Source organism: Cellulosimicrobium sp. XJ-DQ-B-000, from assembly GCF_031119065.1.
Classification (GTDB): domain Bacteria; phylum Actinomycetota; class Actinomycetes; order Actinomycetales; family Cellulomonadaceae; genus Cellulosimicrobium; species Cellulosimicrobium funkei.
Genome location: NZ_JAVHYN010000001.1, coordinates 252,357 through 264,850 on the forward strand (window position 1 = coordinate 252,357; position 12,494 = coordinate 264,850).

10 protein-coding genes are annotated in these 12,494 nt (G+C 74.7%); 4 read left to right on the plus strand and 6 right to left on the minus strand.

The features are described 5' to 3' along the window. Positions 1–2: 2 nt before the first annotated feature. Together RDI86_RS01160 and RDI86_RS01165 are read right to left on the minus strand one after the other, a co-directional pair. Positions 3–1,010: a zinc finger domain-containing protein gene (locus tag RDI86_RS01160; RefSeq protein ID WP_308820437.1), complete on the minus strand. Its 1,008-nt coding sequence runs from the start codon at positions 1,008–1,010 to the stop codon at positions 3–5. Position 1,011: 1 nt separating this feature from the next. Further along, positions 1,012–1,473, minus strand: coding sequence for a ribose-5-phosphate isomerase (locus RDI86_RS01165; protein ID WP_021482425.1), 462 nt, complete (start codon positions 1,471–1,473; stop codon positions 1,012–1,014). Positions 1,474–1,533: 60 nt separating this feature from the next. On the opposite strand from RDI86_RS01165, the gene RDI86_RS01170 reads away from it, so the two are divergent. Then, positions 1,534–3,588 carry a M13 family metallopeptidase gene (locus tag RDI86_RS01170; RefSeq protein ID WP_308820438.1) on the plus strand — a complete coding sequence of 685 codons (2,055 nt, stop codon included), beginning with the start codon at positions 1,534–1,536 and terminating at the stop codon, positions 3,586–3,588. A 69-nt stretch (positions 3,589–3,657) separates the two neighbouring features. Here RDI86_RS01170 and RDI86_RS01175 read toward each other — a convergent pair whose 3' ends face one another. Further along, positions 3,658–4,602: a hypothetical protein gene (locus RDI86_RS01175; protein WP_308820439.1), complete on the minus strand. Its 945-nt coding sequence runs from the start codon at positions 4,600–4,602 to the stop codon at positions 3,658–3,660. Here RDI86_RS01175 and RDI86_RS01180 point away from each other — a divergent pair. Beyond that, the gene (locus RDI86_RS01180) at positions 4,589–4,933 is read left to right on the plus strand and encodes a hypothetical protein (RefSeq protein WP_076406707.1); all 345 of its coding nucleotides are present in this window, start codon (positions 4,589–4,591) and stop codon (positions 4,931–4,933) included. The two genes, RDI86_RS01175 and RDI86_RS01180, sit on opposite strands and share 14 nt — an antisense overlap. Positions 4,934–5,041: 108 nt before the next feature. Here the strand turns inward: RDI86_RS01180 and RDI86_RS01185 are convergent, their stop codons facing one another. Beyond that, the gene (locus RDI86_RS01185; protein WP_372490699.1) at positions 5,042–5,686 is read right to left on the minus strand and encodes a DsbA family protein; all 645 of its coding nucleotides are present in this window, start codon (positions 5,684–5,686) and stop codon (positions 5,042–5,044) included. Between the two features lie 208 nt (positions 5,687–5,894). Between RDI86_RS01185 and pepN the strand changes: the two genes are divergently transcribed. Next, positions 5,895–8,474, plus strand: a complete 2,580-nt coding sequence (gene pepN, locus RDI86_RS01190) for an aminopeptidase N (protein WP_308820440.1) — start codon at positions 5,895–5,897, stop codon at positions 8,472–8,474. A 205-nt stretch (positions 8,475–8,679) separates the two neighbouring features. On the opposite strand, the gene malQ is transcribed toward pepN, so the two are convergent. Continuing rightward, positions 8,680–10,857 carry a 4-alpha-glucanotransferase gene (malQ, locus tag RDI86_RS01195; protein ID WP_308820441.1) on the minus strand — a complete coding sequence of 726 codons (2,178 nt, stop codon included), beginning with the start codon at positions 10,855–10,857 and terminating at the stop codon, positions 8,680–8,682. Positions 10,858–10,947: 90 nt separating this feature from the next. Here malQ and RDI86_RS01200 point away from each other — a divergent pair, with 90 nt between their 5' ends. Further along, positions 10,948–12,090 carry a mechanosensitive ion channel family protein gene (locus RDI86_RS01200; RefSeq protein WP_308820442.1) on the plus strand — a complete coding sequence of 381 codons (1,143 nt, stop codon included), beginning with the start codon at positions 10,948–10,950 and terminating at the stop codon, positions 12,088–12,090. Positions 12,091–12,159: 69 nt separating this feature from the next. Here the strand turns inward: RDI86_RS01200 and RDI86_RS01205 are convergent, their stop codons facing one another. After that, entirely contained in the window at positions 12,160–12,441 is a 282-nt protein-coding gene (locus RDI86_RS01205) for a glucose PTS transporter subunit EIIB (protein WP_255181276.1), read from the minus strand. Positions 12,442–12,494 lie beyond the last annotated feature (53 nt).

Sequence of the window (12,494 nt, forward strand, 5' to 3'; positions counted from 1 at the left end):
CGTCACGTCTGGCAGACGCCGCACCAGAAGAGGCTGCGCCCCGCGAGCTCCTTGAGGAGCACCGGCGTGCCGCACACCCGGCACGGCAGCCCGTCGCGGTGGTACACGTAGAACGCCTCGTCCGCGGGCACGGCGTCGGGAGCGACGTCGGTGTTCTGCCGCACGCGCCGCCGCCCGGTCGCCGCCTCGTCGGGGGCCTCCCCCGCGCCGTCGTCGCGGTGCTCGGGGCGCGTCGTCACGATCGCGCCCGTGCGCGCGCCGTCGTGCATGAGCACGACGAGGTCGTCCCACAGGGTCCGCAGGTCCTCCGCGGGCACGTCGCGACCGGGGCGCATCGGGTCGAGCCCGGCCCGGAACAGCGCCTCCGCGCGGTAGATGTTCCCCACGCCCGCGACGACGTCCTGGTTCATGAGGAGCAGCCCGACGGGGCTGCGCGAGCGCCGCACCGCGGCGACGAACGCGTCGCGCGGGTCGGGCTCGCCGGGGCCCGGGTCGCGGATCGGGTCCGGACCGAGCCGGTCCTCGACCGCGCGCTTCTCGTCGTCCGTGACGACCTCGCACGCCGTCGGGCCCGTGAGGTCCGCGACCGCGTGCGCGCCGACGAGCCGGACGCGCACGGCGCCGCGCGGCGGCGGGGGCGACCAGGCGTCGTCGGGCGCGCCGGGCACCTCCCCCGGGCCCGCCGGGACGGTCTCGCGCTCGCCGATCCGGCGCCGGGGCGCGCCGATCGCGTGCACGACGGCGGTGCTGCCGTCGCCCGCGAACGTCCACGCGCCGTAGAGGCCGAGGTGCACGCGGAGCCAGCGGACGTCGTCGGACGCGCCGCCCGGCCCCGCGAAGCCGAGGAACATCTGCTTGCCCCACGCCTCGCTCGCGACGAGCACGCGGCCGTCGAGCAGGGCGGCTCCCGCGGCGAACCGGCCCTGCGGGCTGCTCACCGCGAGCGGCTCGCCCGTGAACAGCTCACCGAAGGCGCGCGCGAGGCGGTGGACGGTGTGGCCCTCGGGCACGTCAGGCCGAGGTGCCGCGCGCCGCCTCGTACGCCGCGAGCTGGTCGATGCGGCGCTGGTGGCGCGGGTCGCCGCTGAACGGCTCCGCGAGGAACGCGTCGACGAGCGCGACCGCCTCGTCCACCGAGTGCTGGCGCGCGCCCACCGCGACCACGTTCGCGTCGTTGTGCTGGCGCCCGAGGCGCGCGGTCTCCAGGTTCCAGGCGAGCGCCGCGCGCACGCCGACGACCTTGTTCGCCGCGATCTGCTCGCCGTTGCCCGAGCCGCCGATGACGACGCCCAGCGAGCCGGGCTCCGCCGCCACCGCCTCGCCCGCCGCGAAGCAGAACGACGGGTAGTCGTCCTGCGCGTCGTAGGTGTGGGCACCGTGGTCGACGACGTCGTGACCCGCCGCCCCCAGGTGCTCGACGAGATGGGTCTTGAGCTCGTAGCCGGCGTGGTCCGCGGCGATGTGAACGCGCATGGGCTCATCATGCCCCAGCGGGCCCCCTCGCCGCCGGGGTGAGGCCGTAGCCTGAGACGCATGACACAGACCTCCCCGACGTCCACGCCTCCGTCCTCGTCCGGCCCGGCCGACGCGGCGCGCTCCGGCATCGACCTCGACGCGCTGGACCCCGCGGTCCGCCCGCAGGACGACCTGTACCGCCACGTCAACGGCCGCTGGCTCGCGACGCACGAGATCCCCGCCGACCGCGCGATGGACGGCGCGTTCCGGGCGCTCCACGACCAGGCCGAGGTGCACGTCCGCGAGATCATCACGGACCTCGGGGAGCAGGTCGCGGCAGGCGGCGCGGACGTCGGGCCGGACGCGGCGAAGGTCGGGGCCCTCTACGCGAGCTTCATGGACACCGAGCGGATCGAGGCGCTCGGCACCACGCCGCTGCAGCCCGACCTCGCGCTCATCGCGTCCGCCACGACGCAGGCCGAGCTCACCGGGGCGCTCGGCGCCCTCCAGCGCACGGGCGGCGCGGGCGCCGTCGGCTTCTGGGTCGACAACGACGCGAAGGACCCCGAGCGCTACGTCGCCTACCTCTACCAGTCCGGGCTCGGCCTGCCGGACGAGGCGTACTACCGCGAGGACCAGTACGCCCCGGTGCGCGAGAAGTACGTACCGCACGTCGCGCGCATGCTCGCGCTCGCGGGCGTCACGTCCGAGACGTGGGGCGCGTCGCCCGAGGACGCCGCCGAGCGGATCGTGGCGCTCGAGACGAAGCTCGCCGCGAAGCACTGGGACGTCGTGCGCGACCGCGACGCCGACCTCACGTACAACCCGCGGACGCTCGCCGCGCTCGTCGAGGAGGCCCCCGGGTTCGACTGGCGCGCGTGGGTCCTCGCGCTCGGCGCGCCGCAGGGCTCGCTCGACGACGTCGTGGTCCGCGAGCCGGACTTCGCGGCCGGGTTCGCCGAGCTCTGGGCGAGCGAGCCGCTCGAGGACTGGAAGCTGTGGATGGTGTACCACCTCGTCACCGCCCGGGCTCCGTACCTCTCCGAGGACCTCGTCGAGGCGAACTTCGACTTCTACGGGCGCACCCTGTCGGGCGCGCAGGAGGTGCGCGAGCGCTGGAAGCGCGCCGTCTCCGTCGTCGAGGGCGCGCTCGGCGAGGCCGTCGGCGCGCAGTACGTCGCGCGGCACTTCCCGCCCGCGTACAAGGCGCGCATGGAGGAGCTCGTCGCCACGCTCGTGGCCGCCTACCGCGAGTCGATCACCACGCTCGACTGGATGACGGACGAGACGAAGGAGAAGGCGCTCGCCAAGCTCGAGGCCTTCACGCCGAAGATCGGCTACCCCGTGCGGTGGCGCGACTACTCGGCGCTCGTCGTCGACGCGCACGACCTCGTGGGCAACGTGCGCCGCGCCCACGCGTTCGAGCAGGACCGCGAGCTCGGCAAGATCGGGCGCCCGCTCGACCGCGACGAGTGGTTCATGACGCCGCAGACGGTCAACGCCTACTACAACCCGGGCATGAACGAGATCGTCTTCCCCGCCGCGATCCTGCAGCCCCCGTTCTTCGACCCCGAGGCCGACGACGCCGTGAACTACGGCGGCATCGGCGCCGTGATCGGCCACGAGATCGGTCACGGCTTCGACGACCAGGGCTCCAAGTACGACGGCGCGGGCCGCCTCGAGGACTGGTGGACGGCGCGCGACCGCGAGGAGTTCGAGAAGCGCACGACGGCGCTCGTCGCCCAGTACGACGCGTACCGCCCCGCGCAGCTCGGCGAGGACGGCCCGCACGTCAACGGCGCGCTGACCATCGGCGAGAACATCGGCGACCTCGGCGGTCTGTCGATCGCGCTCAAGGCGTACCGCATCGCGCTCGGCCGTCCGCTGGAGGAGGCGCCCGTCGTCGACGGGCTCACGGGCATCGAGCGCGTGTTCCTCGGCTGGGCCCAGGTGTGGCAGTCGAAGGGCCGGGACGAGGAGGTCGTGCGCCGCATCGCGACGGACCCGCACTCGCCCAACGAGTTCCGCTGCAACGGGGTCGTGCGCAACGTGGACGAGTTCTACGACGCCTACGACGTGCAGCCGGGCGACGCGCTCTACCTCGCCCCCGAGGAGCGCGTGCGCATCTGGTGACCCCGGACGCGCGAAGGGCCCGCGGCGGGTCGTCCCGCCGCGGGCCCTCCTGCGTGGTGGTCGGGCCGGTCAGAGCGTCCGGATGCCCGCGCGCGCGATGGTGAAGCCCTTGCCCGTGGCGTCGTCGCGGCACGTCATGCCGGTCTCGGCGCTGTCGCACGTGAAGGGGCCGACCGTCGTGGACGTGCCGTAGTCGAGGATCGCGGTGTCCCCCGGCGCGGGCTGCGGCTGCTCCGCCGCGGGCACGCACGGCTGGTCGACGCTGCCGTCGGCGTCCAGGACGACCTTGTAGCCGACCGTGCCGTCGCACCCGTCGACCGGGGCGGGCTGCGTGCCGAGCTGGGCGATCACGCACGTCGCGCTGACGTCGGTCACCTCGCACGTGATGTTCCGCGACTCCGACGCGAACGTCTCGGACACCGTGGGCTCGGCCGGTGCCGTCTCCTCGGCACCGTCCGTGGCGGTCGCCGCCGGGGACGTCGACGCCCCGCCGAGCGGTTCCTCGTCGCCGCCGCCGAGCAGCGAGATCGCGAAGACGATCGCCCCGAGGACGAGCAGCGCGTCGACGACGATGAACGCGATCCACCCCGCGCCGAGCCGGTTCGAGCCGCGACCGCCGCCTCCTCCGCTGCGCCCGTCGCGCCGACCGGTCGACGGTCCGGACGGGGCGCCCGCCCCTCCCGACGTGGTGCGCGGGGCGGCGGCGGCCGGGGCTGCCGAGGCCGGCGGGTGGTAGGCGGGCTGCTGCGCGGGCGGCGTGGCGGCCGCGTAGGCGGGCTGGGCGGTCGGCTCGTACGCCGCGGTCGCGCCCGCGTACGGACCGGCCGCAGCGTGACCGGCCGCCGTGTCGCCCGGCGCGTAGCCGGGACGGCCCGCGGCCGTCCCGACCGGGGCCGCGACGCCGAACCCGTTCTGCTCGGTCGCGTAGCGCACGCGCTGCGGCGGCACCGGCGACGGCGAGGGCGCCGGGACCGCGGGCTGTGCCGCCGTCGGGAGCTGGGTGATCGGCGTCACGTGCTGGACCGTCGTCGCCTGGAAGGACGCCGCCGACGCGACGACGGTCGGCTGGCCGTCCGCGGGCGTCGCGCGCGGCGCCTGGGCCGTCGGGCCGCTCGTCGGGGCGAACGAGGGCGGCCCCGAGGTCGCGTGCGCGGGCACGGGGGCGAACGCCGTGGTCGGCTGGGCGTCGTCACGACCGACCGCGGCCCCCGGGACGCCGCCGGGGGGCGGCGGCGGCGGTGGCACGGGTGCGTTCGGGGACATGCTCGGCTCCTCGCGGGCTTCCTCGGCGGTCTCGCCCGGCGCGACCGGGCGGCGGGCGCTCCTGGAACCGCCCGCGAACTGACGAAGCATGGCACGAGCCACCCGCACCGGTCGAACCCCGGGATCCCCACGACGCCCACGCCCCCGCGGTCTGCACGACGTCCGCACGACGGCGGCGCCGCGCCCGACCTCAGTCGAAGACCGGACCCTGGGTGCGCGTGCGCTTGAGCTCGAAGAAGCCCGGCGTGCTCGCGACCAGGACGCACCCGTCCCACAGCCGCCCGGCGGCCTCGCCCTTCGGCGCGGGCGTCACCACGGGGCCGAAGAACGCCGTCCCGCCGAACGCGACGACGGGCGTCCCGACGTCCTCACCGACGCGGCCGATGCCCTCGGCGTGCGACGCGCGCAGCTGCTCGTCGTAGGCGTCGGAGCCCGCCGCCTCGGCGAGCGACGCGGGCAGGCCCACCTCCGCGAGCGCCTCGAGCAGCACGGCGTCGTAGTCCGTCCGCCCGCCCGGGTGCAGGCGCGTCCCGATCGCGTCGTAGAGGGGCTTGACGACGTCCTCGCCGTGCTCGACGCGCGCGGCGGTGACCACGCGCACCGGGCCCCACGCCTTCGCCATGAGCTCGCGGTACTCCTCCGGCAGGTCCCGGCCCTCGTTGAGCACCGCGAGGCTCATCACGTGCCAGCGGACGGTGACGTCGCGCACCTGCTCGACCTCGCCCATCCAGCGGCTCGTCATCCACGCCCACGGGCACACGGGGTCGAACCAGAAGTCGGCGACGCGCACGTCGTCCTCGGTCGCGGTGGGGTCGGTCGTCGCGGTGAGCGTCACGGGGCGGTCTCCTTCGTCGTCGGGCGCGCCCGGGGTCCGGGTCGCCGGGGGCGCGGCGGCCGGGCCGACGGCGTCCCCACCCCGTTCCGACACCGCGCGAGGGCAACGTATTCCCGGGAGCGGGCGCGGGCACGCGTGGGATGATCGTCCGTGGCCCACAGGCCGCCGTCGAGGCCGACCGGCCCGACCACGAGACCGAGGAGATGCAGTGCCCGGAGAGAACCTCACCCGCGCCGAGGCGAGCGAGCGCGCGGCGATCGTCGACGTCCAGTCCTACGAGGTCGACCTCGACCTCACGACGGGGGCGACGACGTTCGCGTCGACGACCGTGGTGCGGTTCACCGCGACCGAGGGCGCGAGCACGTTCGTCGACCTCGTCGCACCGACCGTGCGCGAGGTCGTGCTCAACGGCCGTGCGCTCGACCCGGCGCAGGTGTTCGCCGACTCGCGCGTCGCGCTCGACGGCCTCGCGGCCGACAACGAGCTGCGCGTCGTCGCCGACTGCGCGTACACCAACACGGGCGAGGGCCTGCACCGGTTCGTCGACCCGGTCGACGGCGAGGTCTACCTCTACACGCAGTTCGAGGTCCCGGACTCGCGGCGCGTGTTCGCCGTCTTCGAGCAGCCCGACCTCAAGGCGACGTTCGCGTTCACGGTCACCGCGCCCGCGGCGTGGGAGGTCGTGAGCAACCAGCCGACGCCCGCGCCCGAGGCGCTCGGCACGAAGGCCGACCCGACCGGCACGGGCGCCGGCGACGTCGAGGTCGCACGCTGGACGTTCGAGCCGACGCCGCGCATCTCGTCGTACATCACCGCGCTCGTCGCAGGGCCGTACGTCGTGGAGCGCAGCGAGCTCACGTCGTCCGACGGCCGCACGATCCCGCTCGGGGTCTTCTGCCGCGCGTCGCTCGCCGACCACATGGACGCCGACTACGTGTTCGACAAGACGCGCGAGGGCTTCGCGTTCTTCGAGTCCGCGTTCGAGCACCCGTACCCGTTCGACAAGTACGACCAGCTCTTCGTGCCCGAGTACAACATGGGCGCGATGGAGAACGCCGGGTGCGTGACGTTCACCGAGACGTACGTCTTCCGGTCCAAGGTCACCGACGCGGTCAAGGAGCGTCGCGTCGTGACGATCCTCCACGAGCTCGCGCACATGTGGTTCGGCGACCTCGTGACCATGAAGTGGTGGAACGACCTGTGGCTCAACGAGTCGTTCGCGGAGTACGCGTCGACGCTCGCGACCGCCGAGGCGACCGAGTGGCGCGAGGCCTGGACGACGTTCGCCGCGATGGAGAAGTCCTGGGCCTACCGCCAGGACCAGCTGCCCTCCACGCACCCCATCGTCGCGACGATCAACGACCTCGAGGACGTGTTCGTCAACTTCGACGGCATCACCTACGCCAAGGGCGCGTCGGTGCTCAAGCAGCTCGTCGCGTGGGTCGGCAAGGAGCAGTTCCTCGCCGGCGTCGCGGCGTACTTCCGCAAGCACGCGTGGGGCAACACCGAGCTGCGCGACCTGCTCGTCGAGCTCGAGGCCACGAGCGGCCGCGACCTCACCGCGTGGTCCGCGCTGTGGCTCGAGACCGCGGGCGTGAACACCCTGCGGCCCGAGTTCGACCTCGACGCCCACGGCCGCTTCACCACGTTCTCCGTGGTGCAGACGGCGGCGGCCGACCACCCGACGCTGCGCCCGCACCGGCTCGGGATCGGCTTCTACGATCTCGTCGACGGCGTGCTGACCCGCGTGCACCGCACGGAGGTCGACGTCGCCGGCCCGCGGACCGAGATCCCCGAGCTGCTCGGCCTCGACCGCCCGCAGCTCGTCCTGCTCAACGACGACGACCTCGCGTACGCGAAGATCCGCCTCGACCCCGCGTCGCTCCAGGTCGCCACCGAGCACCTCGCAGACCTCGCCGACCCGCTGGCCCGCTCGCTCGTCTGGGGCTCCGCGTGGGACGCGACGCGCGACGGCGAGACGCCGGCGAGCGACTACGTGCGCCTCGTGCTGGGCAACATCGCCCGCGAGACCGAGTCCACGACGATCCGCACGACGCTCAACCAGCTCGCGCTCGCCGCGAAGACGTACGTGGCCCCGGAGCGCCGCGAGGAGACGCTCGCGCACGTCGGCGACGTGCTCTGGTCGCTCGCGCAGGACGCGGCCCCCGGCTCGGACCTGCAGTTCCAGCTCGTGAAGTTCTTCGCGCACCTCGCGTCGACGCCCGCGCACGGCGAGGCGCTGCGGTCGCTGCTCGACGGCTCCGCTGCCCTCGACGGGCTCGAGATCGACACCGACCTGCGCTGGGAGATCCTCGAGGGGCTCGTCCTGCTCGACCTCGCGGACGACGCCGAGATCGAGGCGACGCTCGACGCCGACTCGACCGCGACGGGTCAGCAGTCCGCCGCGCGCGCCCGCGCGACGGTGCCCACGGCCGCGGCGAAGCGCGCCGCGTTCGACCGCCTCGTCGGCTCGGACGACGCCCCCAACGCGATCGTCCGCGCCACCACGCTCGGGTTCCAGCACGTCAACGACCCCGAGTCGCTCGCCCCGCTCGTCGGCGCGTACTTCGACGCGCTGCTCCCCCTGTGGGACCAGCGGTCGTACCACATCGCCGAGGCGCTCGTCACGGGCCTCTACCCGGCCCCGCTCGCGAGCACGGTGCTGCGCGACGCGACGCAGGAGTGGCTCGACGCCAACGCCGACGCCGCTCCCGCGCTGCGCCGGCTCGTCGTCGAGAACCTCGCCGGCGTCGAGCGCGCCCTCGCGGCCCAGGCCGCCGACGCCTGACCCCTCGGTCAGCACCCCTCACGACCGCGCGCCGGGTCGCTCCGCACGACGGAGCGGCCCGGCGCTCGTCGTCCCGCGCGGTTCCGCGACCAGGCGGTACCGGCGCGTCGAGCAGGCGATCCCGGCGCGTGCGGCGGCCAAGACGGGCCCGGACGGCCTGCTCGGCCGGCTCGGCCGGCTCGGCCGGCTCGGCCGGCTCAGCCGGTCAGAGGGAGTCGTTCATCGCCTTGGCAAGCGAGCGCAGGCGGGCGGAGTCGAACAGGTCCTCGAGCAGGACGAGGTTGCCCGACGAGTCGCCGAGGGGCACCTTCCAGTTCGGGTACTCCTGGTCCGTGCCCGGCTGGTTCTGGGAGCGGCGCTCCCCCACCGCGTCGGCCAGCGAGACGCCGAGCAGCACCGCCGGGGTGCTGCGGACGAGGCGGTGCAGGGCCTCGACCAGCTCGCGCTCGGACGGGTCCTCGCCCACGAGCGAGCGCTCGCGCAGGAACGCGATCATCGCGTCCCGCTCGGCGCGCGCGGCCCGGCGCACGTCGGCGACGTCCTCCGTGAGCACGCCCAGACGGTCCCGCAGCTCGACGTGCTCGCCCGCGAGGTACCCGGCCGTGGGCGGCAGGTCGTGCGTCGTGACGGTCGCGAGCGCGAGGCGCCGGTAGTCCTCCGGGGGCAGCGGGCGGCCGTCGTCGGTCTTCTCGAACCACAGGACGGACGTGCCGAGGACGCCGCGGTCCGCGAGGTAGTCACGGACCCAGGGCTCGAACACGCCGAGGTCCTCGCCGATGACCATCGCGCCCGCACGGTGCGCCTCGAGGCACAGGATGCCGACGAGGGCCTCGTGGTCGTAGCGGACGTACGCGCCCGCGTCGGCGCGCGCGCCGCCCGGGATCCACCACAGCCGGAACAGGCCGATGACGTGGTCGATCCGGATCGCGCCCGCGTGCCGCAGGACGGTGCGCAGCATGTCGCGGTACGGCGCGTACCCGGCCCGCGCGAGCGCCCGCGGGTGCCACGGCGGCTGGGACCAGTTCTGCCCCTGCTGGTTGTACATGTCCGGCGGCGCCCCGACGGACACCCCGGTGGCGAGCACGCCACGGTGCGACCAGACGTCGGCGCCCTCGGGGTGCACGCCGACCGCGAGGTCGTGCATGATCCCCACCGACATCCCCGCCTCGCGCGCGGTGCGCTGCGCGACGCGGAGCTGCTCGTCGGCGACCCACTGGAGCCAGCAGTAGAACTCGACGCGGTCGGCGAGCTGCTCGCGCAGCGCCGCGACGGTCGGGCCGTTCGAGTCGGACGCACCGGGCGGCCAGTCCCGGTCGCCGTAGTGGTCGGCGAGCGCGCACCACGTGGCGAAGTCCTCGAGCCCCTTGCCCTGCTCGGCGCGGAACGCGTCGAGCGACGCCTGGCGGGCGGTGGACCGGGGCGCGGTGAACACGACCTCCAGCGCCGCCTTCTTGGCCTCCCACGCGGCGTCGCGGTCGATGGGACCGGGGTCGGTGTCGAGGTCGCGCACCGGGTCGAACGCCCACTCGACGAGCGAGCGGTCGGCCGCGGACAGGTACCCCGTCTCGCGGATGTCCTCGACCCTGATGTACAGCGGGTTGACGAAGCGGCGGCTCGTCGGGAGGTAGGGCGAGGGCGTCATCGGCGTGCGCGGCTCGGCGGCGTGCAGCGGGTTGACGAGGACGAAGTCCGCGCCGGCCTCGTGCGCGGCGAGCCAGGCGAGGTCGGCGAGGTCGGCCAGGTCGCCGACGCCCCACGACGCGCGCGAGCGCACCGAGTACAGCTGGGCCATGAAGCCCCACGCGCGCCGCTCTGCGACGGCGGCGGGCAGCTCGAGCCGCTGCGGCGTCACGACGAGCGTGGCGCGTGCGTGGGCGCCGTCGCTCTCGGCGTGCAGGTCGTGCCACCCGAGGGGCAGGTCGGCCGGGATCTCGAACGTCGCGCGGCCGACGCGCCGGCCGTCGACGGTGCGCGGCTCGACGAACACGTCGAGCTGGCCGAGGTCGCGGCGCTCCCGGGGGGCGCGCGCGGCGTGGTGCCCGGCGACGCCGGAGCGGCCCTGCTCCGCCTCGAGCTCGACCCAGACGTCGACGGCGGCGCCGTCCTGCACGTGCACGGGGACCGGCACGGCGTCACCCTGCCGCACGACGACGGTCGGGGGCAGCATCTGCCGCCACGCGTCGTCGCGCGAGTGCTCGAGGCTGACGGCGACCTTCTCCGGGGACGACGCGGGGACGCCGAGGGCCTCCAGCACGGCGACGAGGGTCGAGGCCCGGACCTGGCGGCGCGTCCCGTCGAAGTCCCAGAAGTCGGACGCGACGCCGTGGGCGTCGGCCAGCTGCACCAACGGCTCGGGCAGGTCCGTCTGCGGGGGTTCGCTCACGCCTGCATCCTGCCAGACCAGGGCCTTGCGAGCAGGACGATCGCCCGGCGTGCCCGGGGCGCTCTCATGTGCCCCGGGTACCCTGCCCGCATGTCCCTCCCCCTTCTCGCTCCTGCCGTGCGCGTGCCCGCGGAGGTCCCGGAAGAGCTGAGCAACGGCTTCGACCCGAGCAACCCCGACGACTGGTTCGAGTGGTTCGTCGGCCTCCCGCTGCGCGTGCTGCTCATCGTCTTGATCGGGGCGCTCGTCCTCGCGGTCGTGCGCCGGCTCATCCGTCGCGTCTCCGAGCACATCGCCGAGGGCACGCCCACGCTCCGCGGCAAGCGGCTCAAGGGCCTCGGCGGCTCCGAGGTGGGCAGCGTGCTGCTGCGCGCGAACCCGCTCGCGAGCGCCCGCCGGGCCCAGCGGGCGCGGACCGTGGGCTCGGTGCTGCGCTCGACCGCGAACATCGTCATCGGCGCGACGATCGTGCTCATGGTGCTCACCGAGCTCGGCGTGAACATCGCGCCGTTCCTCGCGTCGGCCGGCATCGCGGGCGTCGCGCTGGGCTTCGGCGCGCAGAGCCTCGTGAAGGACTTCCTCTCGGGCACGTTCATGCTCCTCGAGGACCAGTACGGCGTCGGGGACACGGTCGACTTCGGCGAGGTCACGGGCACCGTCGAGGAGGTCGCGCTGCGCGTGACGAAGGTCCGCGACGGCAACGGCACGCTGTGGTTCGTCCGCAACGGCGAGATCCTGCGGACGGGCAACAAGACCCAGGAGTGGGGGCGCGCGGTGGTGGACGTGCGCGTCGCGTACTGGGCCGACGTCGAGGCCGTGCGCGCGGCGCTGCTCGCGGCCGCGGAGGAGGTCGGGAGCGACCCGGTGCTCGGCACGTACTTCCTCGAGCCGCCCGAGGTCACGGGCATCGAGGCCATGACGGCCGAGGCGCTGCAGCTCAGGGTGCAGGTCAAGACGCAGGCCGCGATGCAGTGGGAGGTGGCGCGCGCGCTGCGCTCGCGCGTCCGGCAGGCGCTGTCCGACGCCCGCGTCCCGCTGGCCGGGGCGCAGCAGGTGGTCGTCCTCGACCACTCGCCGTCGCTGCCCGACGACCGGGCCGACAACCGAACCGACGCGCGGGCCGACGACCGGCCCGACGACACGGGCGACCGGTCCGCGCAGGCGGCCCGCGAGCGGCGCGGCGCCGCCGCGGCGACCGTGGTGCAGGACGCGGCGGGCGGCCCGGCGTCCTGAGCCGCGCGGCGCCGTCGGGCACGACCACGACGGCGCCGGTCCCTCCGCGCGGAGGGACCCGGTGGGGACTCAGCGCAGGCCGTCGAGCTCCGCAGCGAGGTTGTCGGCCTCCGGGCCGACGATGACCTGGACGACGCGGCCCGAGCGCACGACGCCGAACGCGCCCGTCGCCTTGAGGCGCGCCTCGTCGACGAGCTGCGGGTCCGTGACCTCGACGCGCAGGCGCGTGATGCACGGCTCGAGGTCGACCACGTTGCCCTGACCCCCGAGGGCGTCGAGGATGTTCTGTGCCTTCTGGTCCGAGGGGGTGCTCATCGAAAGTGTCTCCTGAGGCGAGTCGCGGGTGGGGATCCGCGCGGGGGATCCGGGGTGTCGGGGTGCCGAGCACCTGGGAACAGCCTAGT

What these genes read in the sequence shown, in the direction of transcription:
- RDI86_RS01170 (WP_308820438.1), top strand. Translation starts at nt 1,534, where the DNA reads ATGACACAGACCTCCCCGACGTCCACGCCTCCGTCCTCGTCCGGCCCG.
- RDI86_RS01165 (WP_021482425.1), bottom strand. Translation starts at nt 1,473, where the DNA reads ATGCGCGTTCACATCGCCGCGGACCACGCCGGCTACGAGCTCAAGACC.
- RDI86_RS01200 (WP_308820442.1), top strand. Translation starts at nt 10,948, where the DNA reads ATGTCCCTCCCCCTTCTCGCTCCTGCCGTGCGCGTGCCCGCGGAGGTC.